Source organism: Streptomyces sp. NPDC036813, assembly GCF_055609245.1.
The window spans coordinates 33462-55194 of the sequence record NZ_JBVJPV010000024.1; the positions used below are offsets into that span (position 1 = coordinate 33462).

Consider the following 21733-nt stretch of genomic DNA (forward strand, 5'->3'; position numbering starts at 1 on the left):
GATCGCCAAGGAAGCATTGCTCTTCTTTCGCAAGGTTTCCTTAAGGATCGATCATGTCCCCCCTTAAACGTCGCCGCCCGGCGCGCCAACCACGGTGGCTGCGCCGCCGTGGGTTGGCGCGCGGCGTCACCCTGATGGTCTGTTTCCTGCTCGCGTTCATACCGTCCGCCGAAGAGGCGATGGCGCAGGGAATGACGCTCCCGGCTCTGACCATGCCGAAGATGACCCTGAGCGGCCTCTGGGACTGGCTCAACACCTCGCCGCTCAAGCTGCCCAAGCAGCTCGGCGGTTCGGCGAGCGGGCTGGCCCACACCGCGTCGGCGGCGCGCACGCGCGCGAACGGCGGCCACGGTCACAAGCCGGGCTCCGGCAAGGGCGAACTGCCCGCTGACTCCCGGCACCACCGCGCCACGAAGGAACACACCACGGGTGCCGCGGTGGTCAAGGGGCGTGACGGTTTCGTCGCGGCGACCAGCAAGCGCGACGCGGCCGCCTCGTCGGCGAAGATCGACGTGTTCCGCAACGCGAACGGCACGACGACCAGGCGCGTGTACTTCTCCCGCCACAACTTCCGCGCCCCCGACGGCTCCTGGAAGCCGATCGACACCACGCCGGTCAAGTCCGGCGGACGTTGGCGGGAGAAGGCCAACGACGTGGCGGTCGACCTCGCCGGCGTGGCGGGCGACGAGCGGCTGGCGTCGGTGGAGTCCGGCTCCGGGCACAACGTGGCGTACGCGCTGAAGGGCGCGCAGGACGTGCCTGGCGTCACGGATGCGGACGGCACCGTCTCCTACGCCGGCGTGCTGCCGGACACGGACCTGGAGCTGGTACCGCTGGCGGACGGCGTCAAGGAGAAGATCGTCCTGTCCTCGGCGAAGGCGCCGACGTCGTGGTCGTTCAAGCTGGACGCCTCGGGTCTGACGCCGCGCCTCGCCGACCAGGGGTCGGTCGAGTTCACCGACGCCTCGGGCGCCGTGGTGGAGCGGATTCCGCACGCGTTCATGCAGGACTCGAACGTGAACCGCAGGTCCGGCGAGCCGACGACCTCGCAGGCGGTGGAGTACGGTCTCTCGCGGTCCGGCGACGACTGGATCCTGACCATGACGGCGGACCGTTCGTGGCTGGGCGCCAAGGACCGGGTGTGGCCGGTCACGGTGGACCCGACGCTGGCCGTGAGCGACAGCACGTACGCCGAGAGCAACCTCTCGGGCGACCACTCCACGGAGGACGTGCTCAAGGTCGGCTCCTACGACTCCGGCACGCACAGCGCCAACTCGTTCCTGCACCTGACGGGTCTGACCGGCATGATCACCGGTCAGACCGTGTCGGCGGCGAGCCTGCACCTTTTCGACATCTGGGCCGCGACCTGTACCGCTGAGCCGTTCTCCGTCGCCCCGATCAGTGCCTCGTGGTCGGGTTCGGGGGTGACGTCCTACCCGGGCCCGGCGTACGACAGCCCCGCGCTGGGACAGCTGACGGCCAACCCGGGTGCCGCGTGCACCAACTCCGGCGGTTCGCGGACCACGGGTACGTGGATGAACGTGCCGCTGAACACCACCTGGTTCAACGGCATCGCCGGCGGAACGGTCAGCAACCACGGTCTCGCGCTGTACTCGACGAACACCGACGCCCTGCACTGGAAGCAGTTCGACTCGGTCAACGCCCCCACCAGCTACCGGCCCTACCTGGACCTGACGCTGAACGGGAACGTCGCCCCGCAGATCGACGCCTCCTACCCGCCGGACAACTACAACACCCAGACGCTGAAGCCCGAACTGGTGGCGTACGGCTACGACTCGGACAACTACCCGGGTTCGGCGCTGAAGTACCAGTTCCAGCTCCTGGACGCCTCCACCGGTGCGGTGATCTCCGACTCGGGGCTGATCTCCGGTGGTGACTGGACCGTCCCCTCGGGGAAGATGACCTGGGGCGGCACCTACCTGTGGCAGGTGCGCAGCTACGACAGCCTGCTGTACTCGCCGTGGACGCAGAGCGAGCTCACGGCCGTGGTGCCGCAGCCTGTGGTGACCTCGGGTCTGTCGCAGAACACCGACGGACACGACTTCGATCCGAGCGTCGGCAACTACACCACCTCCGACACCGACGCCGACGTGCAGACGGTCGGCCCGTCGCTGTCGGTCGAGCGTGACTACAACTCCCTGGACCCGCGGGTGGACGGCGCGTTCGGCGCGGGCTGGTCGACGGTCGCGGACATGGAGGCCGCGGAGGTGAAAGACTCCTCGGGCGCGGTGGCGAGTGTCAACATCACGTACCCCGACGGTTCGCAGGTCGGGTTCGGCAAGAACGCCGACGGCTCCTTCACTCCGCCGCCGGGGCGCTGGGCGTCCCTGACCGCGACCACCACGCCGGCCGGCTACAAGCTGGTGGACAAGGACGACACCGCCTACCTCTTCCAGAAGGGGATCACGGGCAGGACGGGCGCGTACGCGATCACCTCGATCACGGACTACGCCGGCCGCGCGGAGACATTCGACTACAGTTCCGGCCCGCTCACCAAGATCACTTCGCAGGTCTCGGGCCGCACGCTGAACTTCACCTGGTCGAAGCCCGCGGGCGCGACCGTCTCCCACGTGGCGACGGTGGCGACCGATCCCGCGACGGCGGGGAACTCCAGCACCGTCGAGACCTGGAGTTACGGCTACAGCGGCGACAATCTGACCTCGGTCTGCCCGCCTGCCGACCCCACGCACTGCACCACCTACGGCTACGCCGCCGGCAACCATTACCGGACCACCGTGCTGGACGCGGACCCGTTCGCGTACTGGCGCATGGGTGAGACGTCCGGCACGACAGCCGCCGACGGTGTGGACACCAACGAGGGCAACGTCAACGGCACTTACCACAACGTCACCCTGGGCTCGGCCGGGCCGCTGGCGAGCAGCCACGCCGCGTCGTTCAACGGCACCAGCTCGTACCTGTCGATCCCGGGCACGCCGGGCGCGACGCGCACGTACGCGTCGGTGTCGCTCTGGTTCAAGACGTCCCAGGCCGGCGGTGTGCTGTTCTACTACGGTGACAAGCCGCTGACCGACTCCGACCCGGTCGCGAACACCAAGTACAACACCCCGGCGATCTACATCGGCACCAACGGCAAGCTGCACGGCTGCTTCGCGACGACCGCCGGCTGCAGCGCCCCGATCCAGTCCGCGACCACGGTCAACAACAACGCCTGGCACCAGGTGGTCCTCACCTCCGCGGGCAACACCCAGTCGATGTACCTCGACGGCGCCCTGGCCGGAACCCTGGCCGGCAGCCTGTGGTCCTGGAACCAGCCGTACGTCACCTTCGGCGCGGGTGTGGACACCCACGGCTGGCCCGACATGCCCTCCGACACCCTCGGCCACTACAGCGGTCTGATGGGCGAGGCGGCGATCTTCAACAAGCCGCTGGACGCGGCGACGATCACCAACCAGTACGCGGCGGCCACGACGTCCGCGAAGGTGCTGCAGACCATCACGCTGCCCTCGGGCAAGACCCAGAACGGCGTGCAGTACAACGCGGTCGACGACACCATCTCCCAGGAGACGGACAACAACGGCGGCGTCTGGAAGCTGACCCCGCCCACGGTCACCGGATCCTCGCAGGTCTACCGCTCCGCGGTGATGGGTGCCGGACCCTCCGGCTACTGGCGGCTGAGCGACACCTCGGGTTCCGCCGGGGCCAACGAGGTCAACACCGGCCACGCCACCTACAACAATGTCACCCTCAACGCCGCCGGCCCGTTCGGCGCCAGTGACGTGAAGGCGGCGTCGTTCGCGAAGGCCTCCAGCTCCTGGGCGAGCCCCGGCACGTCGGAGGTCGACACCTCCAAGAGCTTCAGCGTCTCGGCCTGGGTGAACCTCGCATCCACCACCAGTAACTACACGGCCGTCAGCCAGGACGGCACGTACCACGCCGGGTTCTACCTCGGTTACGAGCACACCCAGAACAAGTGGGCGCTGCGGGTTCCGACGGCTGACTCCTCGAGCGGCAGCCTGACCACGCAGGCCGTGTACTCGACCGCCATCGCGGCGACCGGCCAGTGGACCCACCTCGCGGCCAGCTACGACGCCACGAGCGGCCAGCTCGCGCTCTACGTCAACGGCACGCTCCAGGGCACGATCGCACGGCCGAACGTGTGGTCCGCGACGGGCGCCCTGCAGATCGGACGCGCCCTGTACGCGGGGAACGAGGGCGACTACTGGGACGGATCGCTCGCCGAGGTCGCGGTCTTCCGTTCGGCCCTGAGCGCCGCCCAGGTGACGCAGCAGTGGTCGGCGTACAAGGCCTCCTCCGGTGTCGCGCCGGTGCGGACGGTGAAGATCCAGGTGCCGACCACCGACGGGTCGACGAAGTACATCACCTACGGCTACGACGTCGACAACGGGGACCGGGTCCTCTTCCAGACGGACGCCCTGGGCAACCGCACCACCTACGGCTACGACACCTCCGGCTTCCTCTACACCACCACCGACCCGGACGGGAACACGACCACCACCGGTCACGACGTGCGTGGCAACGTGGTGTCGAAGACGACGTGCCAGGACCAGTCGCAGAACCTGTGCGCGACGGAGTACTACACCTACTATCCGGACGACACGACGGCGAACCCGACGCCGGACCCGCGCAACGACCTGATGCTCACCGAGCGGGACGGGCGCTCCTCCGGTCCGACGGACAACACGTACTTGACGAGCTACGGCTACGACCAGTACGGCAACCAGACGACGGTGACCACCCCGCCGGTGCCGGGCTTCCCGGCCGGCCGGACCACGACGACGACCTACACCACGGCGACCACGGCCGCCGCGGACAGCGGGTACGCCCCGGCGTACCTGGAGGCGTCCGTCGTCACGCCGGGTGGCGCGACCACGACGTACACCTACAACCACAACGGTGACCTGGCGCGGCAGACGGACGCCAACGGCGCGTCGGTGAAATTCGGTTACGACAACATCGGCCGGAAGCTGAGCAGCACCGAGATATCGGACAGCTACCCGGCGGGTCTGACGACGTCGTACACGTACGACAAGGACGATCAGGTCGTCTCCGAGACCGACCCGCCCGTCCTCGACCGCGTGACCAGCGCGACCCACACCGCGCAGACGACGACGGTCTACGACACCGACGGCAACCCTCTCTCCGAGACGATCAAGGACCTGACCGGCGGGGACGGACAGCGCCGCACCGAGTGGACCTACGACTCGGGCAACCGCATGGCCACCAAGTCGGAGGTCTCGGCCTTCAACGCGGACGGCTCGGACAAGACGCTCCTGACCACGACCTACACGCACGACGTGTATGGCAACGTGGTCACCGAGGTCGACCCGTCGGGGAACGAGACGGACTACACCTTCGACGCCGACAACCGTGGGATCACCACCACGCAACCCGGCTACACAGGTGACCCGGACAACCCGTCCCCCGCGCGCACCCTGACGCTGGACTCGCGGGCGTACGACCCGGCGGGACGTCTCGCCTCGGTCACGAACTCGATGGGCTTCACGACGTCCTACACCTACACGGACAACGGGCTCCCGGCGACGATCACGCGCACGGACGCGGTGACGGACCCGGCCCACCCGAAGTCGTTCGTGGACCAGGTCAACACCTACGACGCCGCCGACAACCTGATCAAGCAGGTCTCCGACGACGGCGCGGCCACGACCACCTTCGCGGTGGACGCGGCGTCCCGCACGACCACCACGACGCTGGACCCCACGGGGTTGAACCGCAGCGACACGGTGTCGTACGACCCGGACGACCACGTGGTCACGTCCACGCACACCGGCGCCTCCGGTACGCCCGAGACGACGTCGTACTCCTACGACGCGCTCGGCAACACCCTCTCGGCGACGGTGCACGACGCCAACACCGCGCCGGTCGGCCGCTGGAAGCTGAACGAGACGTCCGGAACCAACGCGGCCGACTCCTCCGGGGCGAACAACCCCGCGACCGCCGCGAGCGGTGTGACGAGGTCGACCGACCACGGCGGCAGCGCCGTGTTCAACGGCACGTCCACGTCGTACGCGGAGACCGCGAGTCCGGTCGTGGACACCGCGACGGGCTACACCGTCTCGGCGTGGGTCAAGCTCGGCTCCTCGGCGAGCAACTCCACGTTCGTCTCCCAGAACGGCACCACCACCAGCGGCTTCCAGCTGTACTACTCCTCCGCGTCCAACGCCTGGGCGTTCGGTGGTCACGCCAGTGACACCACCGGCGCCGCCTGGACCGCTGCGTACGGCGGCACTCCTGTCCTGGGTCAGTGGACCCACCTGACCGGTGTATACAACGCCGCGGCGAGCCAGTTCGAGCTCTACGTCAACGGTGCTCTGGTCAACACGAAGGCCTTCACGACCCCGTGGAACGCCACCGGCACCTTCGACATCGCCCGGAAGAAGTCCGCGGGCACCTGGGGCGAGTACGCCAACGGCTCGATATCCGATGTCCAGGCCTACTCCAGCGCACTGTCCGCCACGCAGGTCTCGAGCCTGTACGGCGGGACGCTCCCTGCGGCGAACTCGACCGTGCACACCACGCGGGCGGACCTGGACCAGCGGGGACTCCCGCTGTGGCAGGCCGACGCGAACGGCAACGTCACGTCCTACGCCTACGACGAGGCCGGGAACCTCGCGGTCACGACGGCGCCGACGGCGAACTCGGAGACGGTCGACGCGGCGACGGGCACCTCGACCGTCGGGGCCTCGCACCCGATCGCGTACACCGGTTACAACACCTTCGGCGAGGTGGCGGAGACCAAGGACCCGAACGGCAACGTCGTCACGACCGGGTACGACCCGCTGGGTCAGCAGGTCTCGCAGACCATGCCCACGTACACGCCGCCGGGTTCCTCGACGCCGATCACGCCGGTGACCTCGACGCAGTACAACACCGCCGGTCAGATCACCTCCGAGACCGACCCGCTGGGCAAGGTCACGTCCTACACCTACGACCAGCTCGGCGACCAGGTCGACGAGACACTGCCGGGCGGACGCACGACCCACTCCGCCTACGACACCAACGGTGACCTGCTGTCGGTGACCGACCCCACCGGCGCGGTGACCCAGGCCACCTACGACTACCTGGGCCACCAGCTCACCGCCACGCAGGTCGAGCGCCGGCCGTCGCAGGCCGCGTACACGACCACCAACCACTACGACGCCCCCGGCGGCCTGCTGTCGTCGTCGGTCTCGCCGGACGGTGTGACCACGTCGTTCACCTACAACGCGGCCGGTGAGCAGACCACGGTCGTGGACGGGGCGAACAACACCACCCAGTTCAGCTACGACCTGGACGGCAGGCAGACCAAGGTCACCAACCCCGACGGCACCTTCTCGACGACCACGTACGACGCCTTCGGCAACGCGGTCGGCACCGGGGAGTACGACGCCACCTCGATGCTGCGCCGCACCACCTCCGCGCAGTACGACCCGGAGGGCAACCTGACGTCCTCCACGGACGGCAACGGCCACACCACCACCTTCGCCTACGACGCGACGGGAATGATGACCAAGGAGGTCCAGCCGGTAGCGGCCGGACAGTTCATCACCACCTCCTTCGGCTACGACCCGGCCGGCAACCTCACCCGGTTCACCGACGGCAACGGCTACGACTCCTCCGGCAACCCCGTCGCCGGACACGACTGGCTGACCACGTACAACAAGTGGGGCCTGCCGGAGTCGCAGATCGAGCCGTCCACGCCTGCCTACCCGGCGGTCGCGGACCGGACCTACACCACCGTCTACGACGCCGACGCGCGGGTGACGCAGCAGATGTCCCCCGGCGGCGTGTCCGTCGTCGACTCCTACGACTCGACCACAGGAGACCTGACCAGGCAGACCGGCACCGGCGCCGAGGCGGCGACCGCGGACCACACCTTCGGCTACGACGCCGACGGCCGCATCACCTCCGCCGCCGCTCCGAACACGGACGACACCTTCACCTACGACGACCGTGGCAACCTGCTCACCACCGCAGGACCGTCGGGAACCTCATCCTTCGCCTACGGCGGCGACGGGGAGATGACCAGGCGCACCGACGCGGCGGGCACCTCCACCTACGGTTACGACACCGCGGGTCGGCTGAAGACCATCGCCGACGCCGCCACCGGGTCCACCGCCACCGTCAGCTACAACACGATGTCGCTGCCGTCGTCCATCTCCTACGGGACCGGCAAGGCGAACCGCACCCTGCAGTACGACTGGGCGCACCGGCTCACCAGCGACACCCTCACCAAGCCGGCGGGCGGGACCGAGGCATCGGTCACCTACGGCTACGACCTGAACGACAACGAGACCTCCAAGACCACCACCGGATTCTCGGGGGCCGCGACCAACACCTACACCTACGACTGGGCCGACCGGCTCTCCTCCTGGAACAACGGCACCACCACGACCACCTACGGCTACGACAACGCGGGCAACCGCACCAGAGTCGGCGCGGACACCTACACGTACAACGCCCGCAACGAACTGACGTCGGACGGCCACAGCACCTACAGCTACACCGCCCGTGGCACCCTGCGCTCCGTCACCGACGCACAGAGCCAGACCACGAGCACCACGGCGGACGCCTTCAACCGGGTGATCACCTCCGGTGGGAAGACGTACGCGTACGACGGACTGGACCGGATGGTCACCGCTAACAACGGGGGCACCAACCAGACCTTCGCCTACACCGGTATCGCCAACGATCTGGCCTCCGACGGCACCGCCACCTACAGTCGCGACCCCGGTGGCGCACTGATCGGCATCAACGCCGGCGGCACCAAGGTGCTGGCCATGACCGACGTGCACGACGACGTGGTCGGCCAGTTCACCGACGCCGGCACGGCGCTGACCGGATCGACCACCTACGACCCGTTCGGCAAGGTCCTCGCCACACAGAGCATGGTCGGGGCCCTGGGCTACCAGTCGGAGTGGACCGACCCGGACACCTCCCAGGTCGACATGGCCGCCCGTTGGTACAACCCCAACATCGGCCAGTTCTCCTCCCGGGACACCGTCGCCAACAACCCCATCCCGGACTCGGTCGCCGCGGACCGCTTCGCCTACGGCGACGACAACCCGCTGACCAACACCGACCCGACCGGCCACTGGTCGTTGTGGGGCGCGGTGAAGTCCATCAAGAAGAAGGCCTCCCACGCCTGGCACCACTCCAGCCTGCGCCGTCACCTGAAGTCGGCCGTCAAGCACGTCAAGAACTTCGTGAAGCAGGTGAAGAAGCACGGACTGAAGGCCGCGATCAAGAAGGTCGCCAAGCACTACGCGAGGAAGGTGGTCAAGTACGTCCGTGACCACCATCCCACCCTCTACCACTACGCCAAGCACTACTACCACCGTGCCCGGCAGATCGTGCACCATGCGATCAAGAGCGCGAAACGGCACTACCATCACGCCGTCGCACAGCTCAAACAAGCCGGCAAGCGGATCGGCGGTGCGCTGAAGAAGGCCAAGAAGGCCGCGTCCGCGTTCATCAAGAAGCACAAGACCGCCATCGTCGGAACTCTCGTCGCACTGGCAGTCGTCGGTGCGGCCGTCTGTGTCGTCGCCACCGCCGGCGCCTGCATCGGAGCCATCGGCGGCGCCATGCTCGAGGGCGTCGCGATGGGAGGCGCAGAAGGCGCACTCGCCGGCGGCATCACAGCCGCTATCGCGGAAGGCGGTTCAGCCCTCATCGGCGCCGGCGTCGCAGCCACAGCGGGCGGAGGCGCACTCGCGGTCGAGGCGGCTGCGGGCGAGGAAGGGGCAGCGGGTTCGTCCGCGGCCAAGTCGGTCAGCTCCGCCTCGCCGAGGTCGGCCGGAGGATCCTCCAAGGTCGGAGGCGGCGCCAAGGGCGACGAGGGCGGCGGCCTCAAGGCACCCAGGAAGGGGTCGTCCGAGACGCGGACGTGCGGCTGCAGGTGCAGCTTCTCCCCAGACACCAAGGTCCTGATGGGAGACGGCAAGACCAAGGCGATCGGCAAGATCAAGGTCGGCGACAAGGTCGAGGCCGCGAGCGCCAAGACGGGTAAGCACGAGGGCGTCCGCACAGTCCAGCACGTACTGATCAACCACGACCGTGACCTGCTCGACCTGACCGTCCGCACGAAGGGCGGCCCTACCGCCACCCTCCACACCACGGCCAACCATCCCTTCTGGAACGACACCACCCACACATGGGTTGCCGCTGGTGAACTTCACCAAGGTGATGCCCTCAACACGGCCACCAATGGCCACGTCTACGTCGTCGCCACCCGTATAACCCCAGGTGCGGCGAACCGTTGGAACCTTACCGTCCAGCAACTCCACACGTACTATGTGCTGGCAGGTGCGACGCCAGTCCTGGTGCACAACAAGGGGTGCGACGACGACGAGGACGGCGGCAACTGGACTCCTAACGAGGAGTACTCGCACAAGGAAACCAAGGGACGCCACGAAGCAAACGAGGAATACTACTCGGTCAACCCGGAAACTCACGATCTGGTGACCGAGTATCTCAACAACCCCAACATGCCGCCGCGGGCAAATCCGGACGGAAGCGTCGACAAGTTCACGGGAGCAGACCTCACCAAGCAGCAGAAGAGATTCTGGGGATCCTGGAAGGATTCACCGATCTACTGGAACGGTAAACCGGGCAACCAGATACGGATCATGGTGAATCCAAACACTGGCGAGATCGCCTACTTCCCGCTGACAAGTAAAGGCGTGCACAACTACGGGTCGCCAAGGATTTACAAGTGGAGGTAGCCTGAAGTGAGCAGTGCACGGAATCCCTTGAGGGGTTCCGTGCACCGCTTCATCTCATCATCTGTTAATTTTGTCTGAGGTTTTCCCAGAAAGGCCGCCATGATGGACCACCTTGAGCGCCTTGCTCCCGGCGGACTGATTTACCTAGAAATGATGGACCTGGAGCATCCGCTCATCCCACCAACACTCGCCACTCGGGCCTCGGGGTATCCGCCGGCATCCGGAAAATGGCCCCGATCGGTCGTCGACAGCGGAAATCCGGATTTCGTCACCATGGCGAACAAAGGCTGGTTCGACCTTTCCCGTGAAGGAGGTCTTTTCGCTGCCGATCGGGAATTCCTCGTAGCCACCGAGACTCACGACGGAGACTGGTGGTGGGCGCGCGTCAGGCTGGCCGAGTCCTGGGATATCATGGGTGCGGGGTCCGCTGCCGCACTCGGAATCGGTTTCGGTGCACCAGAGTTCGCAATGCTGTCACTGACCGGAGACGTCATCGTTTGTGGCACTACGGGGGATTCTTCGATCGGCACTGTCCTGGTGAATGACTTCCGCACCCTCACCGGCCTTCGCGAACTCGCGAAGTGGAAAGCAGAGTGGCGGGGGACACCTCAACAGGAGCGGTCGGCTTCCCGGAGATGGCTTGAGTCCATCGGGCACCGAGGTGAATGAGGCGATGATCGCCCGCATAACGTTTTTCTAGTCGATCAATTTTCGACATCGACTCCATCAATTGGCGAATGGCCCTGCCGGATTTTTCCCTGGCGGGGCCAGTTTCGCGTTGGCCGATAAAACCATCCACATCCTCGCGAGCTCCACGCGAGAAGCCGGAAACCGGTCTGGGCCATCGGGCATGGGTGACGCTCGGAAGCGGTCAGGCGGGCTGCCAGAGTTCGATGCGGTTGCCCTCCGGGTCGGCCGGACAAAGAAAGAAGGAAAAAAGAGTGACGGCCGACTTTCCACAGGAACTTGCGGAAAAGCTCTCCCGTGCCGGATTCGCCTTCCTGGAAGTGGTCGACACTCGGGACGATCTCGTTCCCTATCTCGTCGCGCGGTATGTGACGTACCTGCAGTTGGAAGACGGCCGCTCGGACGTCGTCATCGAACATGGCGATCCGAACCTGGGTGCCAGGTTCAACGCGGAATGGGAGCGTGCGGCCCAGGAGTGCGGCCTTTTCTCGACAGCGAGTGACGGTCGCCAGGAATTTCTGCTCGGCTTGGACATTTCGGCCGATGCGCCGGATGCGGAAGACGAGGAGAATCCTCCCGCCTATCGATGGGTGCGTGTCCTGCTCCGCGACGATTGGGACATCGCCGGCGTCGGCTGTGCGAACGGAGTCTTCGGATCGGGCGAGAACAACCCGACCTTCGCCGCGACGTCGTTGAGCGGTGACGTGGTGATGGTCGCCGGATACTGGCAGGTCGGTATCGGGTTCACTCTCGCTTCGCACCCTGAACGCATCGCGACGCTGCGGGAGCACGCGAAGCGCATCGCATCCTACGAGCACGTCGAACCTGCGCAACGGCAGTGGGCCGAACGCTGGCTCGCCCACAATCAGGCACGATGACGCAAGTGAAGCCCTCCGGAAGCTTTCAGGAGGGCTTCACTTTTTTCACCGGCCCGTGCGGAAGCGGTCGGGCGGGCCGCATCGCGTCCAGGTCGCGGACGCGGAAGGTGAGCTCCGTCCGCTGGGTGGGGGACCACAGGCCACTCGTCGCCATCCTCAGCGGAGCGGGTATCTCCACCGACGCGGGAATTCCGGACTACCGCGGCCCGAACGAACGGAACACCCGATCGACGCCGATGTGTGGGAGAGTCAGCGCCGGGAGCGCTGACGCGATTCGTCTACTCGCGCCACCCCACGGAAGCCCCGCTCGACCACATCGAGCGGGGCTCAAGAACAACTTCTGGGGCCGCTGCCTCGACAGCAATGACCGGGGCGACGTCTACCCCCTGCGCTGTAACGGCGGCTCATACCAGAAGCGGCGCACCGTCCAGCCCGCCGCCCGCAGCGCCATCATGCTCCAAAGCGTCGGCACGGGCCGCTGCCTCTATCAGCAGGACAACGGCTACAACCGCACTGCCCGCTGCGACCGAGGCGCCCAGAACCAGCGCTTCACCATCGGCTGAACGGATCTCTCGACCGCTTCAAGATGCCGCCAGGCGAGCTCGTTACGGCCTGCGGCCCCCTTTTGAGTGCTCCCGCGGCGTGCCGGTGGCCCCGAAGGGCGGTGGAGTCGACCGATACGGTCCAGCCGATGTCGTCAGCGGCATCCGTTGCGGCGAGGACGGCGGCGCAGATCTTCTCCCACATGCCGTCCACGGCCCACCTGATCAGTCGCTTATGGGCCGTCTTGAACGAGCCGAGCTCCTCGGGAAGGGTCCCGTCAGGGCGAGTGCGGTCCTTCCTCGCCATGACCTCGAGCGTGCCGCGGTGATCGGCCCAGCGCCGTCCCCGGACCGAATCTGCCGGCATGAGCGGCCCGACCCCGTCCCACATGGCATCAGTGATCTTGCTCTTGAAAAGGCTTAGCTGCCCGGAAGTTGTGATGCGAAAATCAGTTCGCAACTTGATCCACATCCGTTTCCCGGGGGTCCGCATGTACGTCGCCTCGCTGCTGCCGTTGACCACGGCCCGGTTGTCGCTGCGTCTGTTCACTCCCGGCGACGCCGATGACCTGTACGCCTACCAGAGCCTGCCGAGCGTGGCGCGCTACTTGTACCGGCCGGCGCACACGCGTGAGCGCAGCGAGCAAGTTGCCGCCGAACGCGCGGCGCAGACGGCCTGGCGCGCCGACGGCGACAAGCTGGCGCTCGCTGTCTGCCGACGCGATGAGAGCGCCGTCATTGGCGAGGTGAGCCTCGCGCTGGCCGATGCCCGCGCCGCCCAGGCCGAGATCGGCTGGACTCTCCACCCGCGTCACCAGGGGCACGGCTACGCGACCGAGGCGGCCGCGGCGCTGGCCCGGTTTGCCTTCGACACCCTGGGCGTGCACCGGCTCTACGCACGGCTGGATGTGGAAAACACCGGGTCTGTGCGGGTCTGTGAGCACCTCGGGATGCGTCGGGAGGCGCACCTGGTCGAGAACGACCTCGACGGCGATCGCTGGGGCAGCGAGTACATCTACGCGGCGCTGTCCGCGGATCTTGGCAGTCGATCAGTTGACTGAGCCCGACGCCGCCTCCTGCTCGTGGTCCTCCACGGATGATCTTCTCCGCGGACTCCCGCGCACGACCGCACGAGTACCCCGGGGGCTGGTCACATCAGCGGGTGGCCGATGTCCGGCATCGTCACCACAGCCACGCATTGGAGTGCCGCACGTGAGACAGGGCGCGGGCATCCCGGCACGCGTCAGCGTTACCGATCCGGCTCTGCCTGGAGCGGTGGGTTGCCGCCCACGGGCTCATCGCCCTCGGGCTCCTGGTCCCGAAGGAACCATGACGCCCAGCAGTCGGCCGCGGCACCGTGAGGGCACCTGCGCCATATGAATCGGTACCATACGACGTATGGAGAAGAAGGCGAGGCGTCCTCCACGGGGAACGAGGAAGAGGGACGTGCCTCTGAGCGAGCTCGGGATCTACGCCGCCGCTCTGCGACTGATCGACGCCGACGGCGTCGAGGCGCTCACCATGCGCAAACTGGCTACCGAGCTCGACGCGAACCCGATGTCGCTGTACTACCACGTGCCGAACAAGGAAGCCGTGATGCGCGGCGTGACGCAGATGGTCGGCGCCCAGTTCCGCACCGTCACGCCTGAGGACGCTCCTTGGCAGGAGCGTCTCCGCCTGCTCGCGGCAGACCTCCGGACCCTGGCACACCGTCACCCCAGATTGATGGCCTACTCGTTCAGCCGTCAGCCCGACTTCCTCCACTCCGACGACCCGTTCTGGATCGCGCTCACCGAGTCCGTGGAGGCTGCCGGAGTTCCGAAGTCAGAAGTCTCGAACATCGCAGCACTGTTGGTCGCCGTCGTCTTCGGTGTCCTTTCCGCCGAACTCAACGGCTCGCTCCGCCGGTGGTCGGCCCTTGAGCCCCACGGTCTCGACGGTTGCGAAGACGGCGCTGGGGATGCTGGCCCTGACTCTGCGGACATGGCGCCTGAAGGTCCTGACCAAGACCACATATTCCGTCTCCTGATGGACATGTTGATCACGGGTCTGGAAGGCCGGTTTCCCAACGATCGTGACGACCCGGACGCCGGTCCGTGAGCCAGCCCTTTTCAGGCGCCGGGCCTTGAGTTGTCCCCCAGTCGGGCGAAGTGGCCATGCCGCCGAGCACTCCCGCCATGGGTGTGAGGCAACATCCCCGTACCGGGACGGCAGCACCTGATCGCCACACGGCCACGGCCGCTTTCTCGGCCCGCCAACTGGCGCGCGCCATGGCCGAGTGACGCACGCAGGATGCCGGCGCATCCGGTGTGCGTCACAGGGCGGCCGTCGACGTGAGGACGGGTCCGCCGAGGAGCCGGCGCGGCTCAGTCCGAGGAGGCTTCGACGCCGAGTCGCTGAGCGACCTGCTCGGCGGTGCGCAGACCCGTCAGGACGGCACCGTTCAGGGTTCCGACCCACTCGCCTGCGGTTTCGGTGCCGGACCAGTGGATACGCCCGTGAGGCTCGGTGAGGGCGCTGCCGTAGTTCACGGATGCGTAGGGAGCCACAGCGGGGTGCGGGCCACCAGGGGCGAACGGTTCTGCGCCCCAGCAATGATCCACGTAGTCGATGGGGCTACTCGCCTGGGCGCCGTACAAGTCGACCAACTGCTCGATGACTCGGCTACTTCGAATTTCCGGGCTGAAGCCGTCATACACACGGGGTGCACAGAAGACCATCAGGATGCCCGGTCCGTCGTCCGGCGACACGTCGAAGGTGATGAACGCCGTTCCGGTATCGGTCAGTGCCTCACCCGAGAGCCCCTCAGCCCGCCAGAAGGGCTTCTCATAGGCAACGAACGCCTTGCTCAGCGCGCCCATGGGCCACGTCCTCGTGAGCCGCTGGGTCTTTTCCGGCAGGGCCGGTCGGAACTCCACGTAGGCACGGTGTTCGGGGGCGGCGGTGACGATGGCGTACTTGGCGCTGATGACAGCCGAGTCGGTGTGGACCGTGACTCCGTCATCGTCCTGGGAGATCCGGCGAACACGAGTGTTCAGAACGACCCTGTCGCCGAGCCGTTCGGCGAGCCGTTCGGCGATCTCCTGAGTGGTTTCGGTGATCCGGTCCTGCTGCTGCCCGCCTTCGACGGCGAGCATGTGGTCGAGCCCCCCGACAGCTTGGACATAGCGCAGCACGTGCAGCAGCGACACGTCTCCCGGGTTGCAGCCCCACTGCACCTTGCTGGCGATGGTCATCAGCGCACGGGTGCTCGTCGCCGCCTGCTGCTGGTCGAGCCACTCGCCGAACGAGATCGAGTCGAGCCCCTCGGCGTTGGGGGACTTCCAGGCGGCGTCGACGTCGATGGTCTCCAGCAGCTCGTCCATCGCCACCTGAACGCGGCCCAGGTCCTCCAGGTCCACGGGGTCGACCACCGGCAAGGTGCCCGTCCACGTGCGCCGCTGCCCGGCCATCCACAGGACATTGAGACCTTCGTGGAACTGAGCGATCGTAGAACACCCCAACCGCATCGCGAGGTCACGGATCGCGGTGTGGCGCTCGGCGACCCACGTGGCCCCGAGGTCGACCTTGACCCCGGCCACCTCGCCCGAGAACGAACGGCCGCCGACACGGTCCCGACCTTCCAGGACCAGGACGGACACACCCCTGCTCATAAGCCGCTCTGCGGCGCTCAGGCCAGCGAAGCCTGCACCGACAATCACGACGTCGACTGACGCGACCTTGACGAAGCGGCGGAAGTGACCGCTGACTGCCCATGGCGAGGACGGGCAGCGCGCCCGCATCAAGCTCCTGAAACCACCGGCGACTGCCGACGCGGCCACTGCGCGGGCCTATACGGCCTAAGCGGGGTGGGGCAGAGCTGGGGGGTTCTGTCAGTACCTGTAACGGCAGTGCCTTCCCCGGGCCTGTGAGCTGCGGTTTCCTCGATGGTGACAGCGGATGCGGTCCCGGTGCGCAGGCGGTGGGAACCCGCCTGCGGTGCTGTTCGGCCTGGTGCGGCCGACAGTGAGCAACGCCGCATCCATGTGTTCGACATAACGCAGGGAGTCACCTCATGGCGAAGCAGTCTGCGCCGCAGGAGCTGGCCGGTATCGCGCCGAAGCTCGCCGAGATCACCGACAACGTGCTGTTCTCAGACGTCTGGGAGCGGCCCGGCCTGTCGCCGCGGGACCGCAGCCTGGTCACGGTCAGCGTATTGGCCGCTCTGTACCGCAGCGAGCAGCTGCCCTACCACCTCGGTGTGGCCCTCGCCAACGGGCTCACAGTGGAGGAGCTGTCCGAGGCGATCACCCACCTGGCCTTCTACGCCGGGTGGCCCAACGCCATGACCGCGATCACCCAGCTCAAGAAGATCGCCGACGAGCGGGCCGCCTGATTCACCGGCACGACCAGCACAACGACGACGCCCCGCACGGTCAGCGGTGCGTGCCGAATCCAACGGAGAGAACGAGATGGCTGACAACGGATTTGATCAGATCTTCCCGCTCGGGGAGAAGAACGATGCCTTCGCGCAGTACTTCATCGGCCAGAGCTATCTGGCTCCGCTCGCCTCGGGGAGCGTTCCGGTCAGCAATGTCTCCTTCGAGCCGGGGTGCCGCAACAACTGGCACATCCACCACGGCACGGGGGGCGGCGGTGACCAGATCCTGCTGTGCACGGCGGGCAGCGGCTGGTACCAGGCCGAGGGCGACGACCCCGTCAGCATGGAGCCGGGAACGGTGGTCCGCGTCCCGGCGGGCACGAAGCACTGGCACGGTGCGAAGGCCGACTCGTGGTTCTCCCACGTCGCCTTCATCACGCCGGGCCAAGACGTCAGCAATGAATGGCTCGAGCCGGTCACTGACGAGGTGTACGGCAGGCTGCCGAAGAACGGAGCGAACGCATGACCATCCTGGACGAGACCTACACGCTGGCAGGCGGCGTCGAGATTCCCAAGCTGGGGCTCGGCACCTGGTTCATCGACGACGACCAGGCGGCCCACGCGGTCCGGGCAGCCGTTCAGATCGGCTATCGCAACATCGACACCGCCCAGGCGTACGGCAACGAGCGCGGCGTCGGCGAGGGCGTGCGCACCGCCGCAGTACCCCGCGACGAGCTGTTCGTCTCGACCAAACTCGCCGCCGATATCAAGGACTACGACCAGGCGCTCGCCGCGGTCGACGGCTCTCTTCGGAAGCTGGGCCTGGACCACATCGACCTGATGCTCATCCACAGCCCACAGCCGTGGGACGACTTCCGCGGCGGCGACTACGCCGAGGGCAACCGCGCAGCATGGCGCGCGCTCGAAGAGGCGCACCAGGCCGGCAAGATCCTTTCCATCGGGGTGTCCAACTTCCAGCAGCACGACCTGGAGAACATCCTCCAGGACGCGACCGTCGTGCCACACGTGAACCAGCTGCTCGTGCACGCCGGCAACACGCCCTCCGACCTCCTGGCCTATTGCGAGGACAAGCAGATCCTCGTCGAGGCGTACTCGCCGATCGCGCACGGGGCGATCCTGGAGAACGCCGAGGTCAAGGCGATGGCCGAGAAGTATGGCGTGTCCGTCCCCCAGCTGTGCATCCGCTACACCCTTCAGCTGGGCACGGTCTCGCTGCCCAAGACGGCGAACCCCGAGCACATGCGGTCCAACGCCCAGGTCGACTTCGAGATCTCCGGCGATGACATGGATGTGCTGCGAGACCTGCGCGACGTGGACTACGGCGAGCACAGCGCCTTCCCGGTCTACAGCGGCAGGTGACACCACACGAGCGTCATCCCGGGCCGGCACGGGTCGGCCACGACGCACCGAGCCGGACGCATCCGCGCCCGGCGACCAAGACGCGGCGATCGACGTCGAGCAGCTGCTCTACCCCACGTCCCGTGCGGCGCCACCCGCCTTCCTTCGGTGTCCGACGCCGGACAACCCGCTCAGGCCGTGCCGCCCCCAACCTCTGAACAGGACTTCCACCTGATGAACCCCATCTACGACTTCACCGGCCAGGTCGCCCTGGTCACCGGTGCCGCCTCCGGCATGGGCCTGGCCACCGCCCGCGCTTTCGCACAGTCCGGCGCGGCCGTCGCCCTCGCGGACCTCGACCGTGCCGCCGCCGAACGCGCCGCCCAGGAACTGACCGACGCCGGCCACCGGGCCCTCGGCCTCGCATGCGACGTGGCCGACGAGGAGCAGGCCGCTGCCATGGTCGCGCGCACCGTGGAGACCTTCGGGCGCCTGGACATGGCCTTCAACAACGCCGGTATCCAGGTCCCTCCCGCCGACGCCGCTGACGAGACGGCGGCAGACTTCGACCGCGTCAACGCCGTCAATCTGCGTGGCATCTGGGCCTGCCAGAAACACGAATTGCGGCAGATGCGCGCCCAGGGCTCCGGCGCCATCGTGAACTGTTCCTCCCTCGGCGGCCTGGTCGGCCTGCCCGAACGCGCCGCCTACCACGCTTCCAAGCACGGTGTGATCGGCCTGACCCGCAGCGCGGCTGTCGAGTACGCGGCCAGGGGCGTGCGGATCAACGCGGTGTGCCCCGGCACGATCGACACCCCGATGGTCGCCGACATGCTCGAAGGGCAGGCGGAGGCCATGGCCGAGATCATGAAGCAGCAGCCCATCGGCCGCCTGGGAACTGCAGGCGAGATCGCGGCCGCAGTCCTGTGGCTGTGCAGCCCAGCGGCCAGCTTCGTCATCGGGGCCGCCCTGCCCGTGGACGGCGGCTTCACCGCCCACTGAGCGGGAGGGCCCGACCCGCCTTCACGGGACGGCTCCGGGCGTGATGCGATCCACCCAATTCCGTGCTCACCGGCGGAACTCCGCTACAGCCTTGCCGAGGTCGCTTTCGGCCCACGGATCAGTGGCGGGCGCCGGGTACGGCATCGTGGCCGGATCACTGCCCAGGCCCTCCCCGGTGGCGACTCGGCCGGTGGCAGCCTGGCGACGGCGCTCTGCCTGGACCTGCGCAGCCGCGCCCTGCCCCAGCCCACGCTGCAGGTCCTCGTCTACCCCGCGGTGGACGACTCCTTCGCGCGCCCGTCCTGGACCGAGTTCGCGGACGCTCCCTTGCTGGGGACCGCCGATGCGCAGTGGTTCGGCGTCAGTACGTGGGCGAGGACGGCGTCGCTCCCAGCTCACTCGCCGTGCCCCTCAAGGCTGCGAGCCTGGCCGGTCTGGCTCCCGCGCACATCATCACCGCAGAGGTCGATTGCCTGCGCGATGACCCCGAGGCGTATGCGCGACGGCTCGAGGCAGAAGACGACGCCAACGCCTACCGTCTCGTGCCCAACGGACTGGGGAGAGATCTGGGAGCGGTACACAAGCGGACCTGGAACTTCGCCTTCCCTCCCCCGAGTCCGTTGGAAACGGTTGTACCGGCCCCGAGCCGTTGATCGCTCTGCCACGTCAGGAGGGTCGGCGGCCCCCCGCCATCGGACCCGGCGTCCGGCGTCCAGGATGCGCTCAGCATGATGTGTGCTGAACGCATCCTGGTCCATGGTGACCCGAGAAGCTGTAGGTCTGAACAACGAACTGTTCAGCAGGCGCCCTCGTCCTGCCAGGGACCCCACTGCGAGGCACCGGGCACCTCGTTCTGGGTCCACCACTTGGCCTTCCAGTTGTGCTTGCCGTAGGAGACCTCGTTCCCCGCCGTGTACACCGCCGACGAACTCCACGCCGTCTTGCAGGAGGTGGGGGTCGGCGTCGGAGTCGGGGTGGGCGGGGTGGTCGGAGGGGTGGTCGGCGGGGTGGCGCCCGCGAACTTCACGGAGTACGCGGCGAAGCCCCAGGGGTTCTGGGCGACACTCGAACAGGTGCCGGACGTACGACCGCCGTTGTCGGGCGGACTGCACTGCCGGTCGCGGTTCAGCGACCAGAAGGTGAACCGGTCCATGTGGTGGCTGGTGGCGTAGTCCAGCACCGTCTGGAAGTCGGACTGCGTGAAGATCTCGCCCGTGTCGCTGCGGCCGTTCATGCCGGAGAAGCCCTCGTGGGCGTAGGCGGTCGCCTGGTCCCAGCCGAAGGTCGACTGGAGGATCGAGTTGAAGTTGGTCAGCGCGCTGGTCTGGCTCGCCGCACCGTTGAAACCGCCGTCGAACGGCATGATCGAGAAGTTGTTCGGGACGAACCCCTGGGACTTGGCCTCCAGCAGCATCTGCTTGCCGAACCAGCCCGTGCCGTCCGCGGTGCCGGCCGTCGTCACGGAGAGGTACAGACCGGGGTTGTTCTGCTGGAGGATCTTGGCGGCGCCGATCTCGTTGTGGATGGCCGCGGTGTTCTCGTACTCCGGCTCCTCCAGGTCGAAGTCGATGGCGTGCAGTGCGTACTTGGTGATGACCTGCTGGTAGGCGGCCGCCGTGGACGCGGGGTCCGAGCAGGCCTGGCCGAGCTTGGTGCCGCCGTAGCCGCCGATGGAGACGGAGACGTCGCCGCCCTTGCCACGGATGGTGTTGATCACCGACTGCACGGCCGTGTCCGAGGAGACGGGGGCCGTGCCACCCCAGGTCGGCGAGCAGCCGCCGCCGTTCGGGGCCAGGACGAAGGCCAGCTGGAAGGCCTTGAGGCCGGTCGCGTCCATGATGGCGGCCGGGTCCGGCGGGTCGTTGTCCAGCGGCATCAGATAAGGGGCAGCGGCGTACCAGCGGTTGTCGAGTGCGGTGGTCGCGCCCGAGGCGCTGCCGGCGACGAAGGCGGTCGCACCGGCGGCGGCCAGCGTGACAGCCGCCGCCGCGCCCAGACAGGCCCGAAGGGGTCTCATGAAGTGCCTCCCGGAGCGGGTGAGATGGGGAAGTCGCCCCAGGCTCCGGGAGGTGTTGGGGTCACGTCAATGAGTTGGACTAGACCAAATTTCACTTTGGACTAGACCATGCGATTCCTTTACCCAGGCCTTGTGGACCTCTGCGGCCAGGACGCCCGGCC

General features: G+C 67.3%; 11 protein-coding genes and 3 pseudogenes. 11 read left to right on the top strand and 3 right to left on the bottom strand.

The genetic code is table 11. The annotated features are described in order from the left end of the window. Positions 1-53 precede the first annotated feature (53 nt). The 4 genes and pseudogenes from ACZ67Q_RS35775 to ACZ67Q_RS35790 all read left to right on the top strand — a co-directional run. Positions 54-10727, top strand: a complete 10674-nt coding sequence (locus tag ACZ67Q_RS35775) for a LamG-like jellyroll fold domain-containing protein (RefSeq protein ID WP_471190714.1) — start codon at positions 54-56, stop codon at positions 10725-10727. Positions 10728-10826: 99 nt separating this feature from the next. Beyond that, positions 10827-11396, top strand: coding sequence for a hypothetical protein (locus ACZ67Q_RS35780; RefSeq protein ID WP_471190716.1), 570 nt, complete (start codon positions 10827-10829; stop codon positions 11394-11396). A 272-nt stretch (positions 11397-11668) separates the two neighbouring features. Further along, positions 11669-12292, top strand: a complete 624-nt coding sequence (locus ACZ67Q_RS35785) for a hypothetical protein (RefSeq protein WP_471190718.1) — start codon at positions 11669-11671, stop codon at positions 12290-12292. Further along, positions 12289-12504, top strand: a pseudogene (locus ACZ67Q_RS35790) (hypothetical protein); the annotation flags it as partial. The gene ACZ67Q_RS35785 and the pseudogene ACZ67Q_RS35790, both read left to right, overlap by 4 nt. Positions 12505-12850: 346 nt before the next feature. Here ACZ67Q_RS35790 and ACZ67Q_RS35795 read toward each other — a convergent pair. Next, positions 12851-13225 (bottom strand): annotated as a pseudogene (locus ACZ67Q_RS35795) (transposase); the annotation flags it as partial. Between the two features lie 100 nt (positions 13226-13325). On the opposite strand from ACZ67Q_RS35795, the gene ACZ67Q_RS35800 reads away from it, so the two are divergent. After that, positions 13326-13895, top strand: a complete 570-nt coding sequence (locus tag ACZ67Q_RS35800) for a GNAT family N-acetyltransferase (RefSeq protein WP_471190810.1) — start codon at positions 13326-13328, stop codon at positions 13893-13895. Positions 13896-14232: 337 nt separating this feature from the next. Beyond that, on the top strand, positions 14233-14934 hold the full coding sequence (locus ACZ67Q_RS35805) for a TetR/AcrR family transcriptional regulator (RefSeq protein WP_471190720.1): 702 nt from the start codon (positions 14233-14235) through the stop codon (positions 14932-14934). A gap of 266 nt (positions 14935-15200) precedes the next feature. On the opposite strand, the gene ACZ67Q_RS35810 is transcribed toward ACZ67Q_RS35805, so the two are convergent. Beyond that, the gene (locus ACZ67Q_RS35810) at positions 15201-16655 is read right to left on the bottom strand and encodes a flavin monoamine oxidase family protein (protein ID WP_471190722.1); all 1455 of its coding nucleotides are present in this window, start codon (positions 16653-16655) and stop codon (positions 15201-15203) included. Between the two features lie 233 nt (positions 16656-16888). Between ACZ67Q_RS35810 and ACZ67Q_RS35815 the strand changes: the two genes are divergently transcribed. From ACZ67Q_RS35815 to ACZ67Q_RS35835, 5 genes and pseudogenes are all read left to right on the top strand, one after another. Continuing rightward, positions 16889-17209 carry a carboxymuconolactone decarboxylase family protein gene (locus ACZ67Q_RS35815; protein WP_471190724.1) on the top strand — a complete coding sequence of 107 codons (321 nt, stop codon included), beginning with the start codon at positions 16889-16891 and terminating at the stop codon, positions 17207-17209. 76 nt (positions 17210-17285) lie between these two features. After that, complete coding sequence (locus tag ACZ67Q_RS35820; protein WP_471190726.1) at positions 17286-17720, top strand: cupin domain-containing protein; 435 nt, start codon at positions 17286-17288, stop codon at positions 17718-17720. Continuing rightward, positions 17717-18574 carry an aldo/keto reductase gene (locus ACZ67Q_RS35825; RefSeq protein ID WP_471190728.1) on the top strand — a complete coding sequence of 286 codons (858 nt, stop codon included), beginning with the start codon at positions 17717-17719 and terminating at the stop codon, positions 18572-18574. Before ACZ67Q_RS35820 ends, ACZ67Q_RS35825 begins: the two co-directional genes overlap by 4 nt. A 213-nt stretch (positions 18575-18787) precedes the next feature. After that, complete coding sequence (locus tag ACZ67Q_RS35830) at positions 18788-19555, top strand: glucose 1-dehydrogenase (RefSeq protein ID WP_471190730.1); 768 nt, start codon at positions 18788-18790, stop codon at positions 19553-19555. Positions 19556-19708: 153 nt separating this feature from the next. Beyond that, positions 19709-20208: pseudogene (locus ACZ67Q_RS35835) on the top strand (alpha/beta hydrolase fold domain-containing protein). Positions 20209-20351: 143 nt separating this feature from the next. Here the strand turns inward: ACZ67Q_RS35835 and ACZ67Q_RS35840 are convergent. Next, the gene (locus tag ACZ67Q_RS35840; RefSeq protein ID WP_471190732.1) at positions 20352-21572 is read right to left on the bottom strand and encodes a chitinase; all 1221 of its coding nucleotides are present in this window, start codon (positions 21570-21572) and stop codon (positions 20352-20354) included. Between the last annotated feature and the right edge of the window lie 161 nt (positions 21573-21733).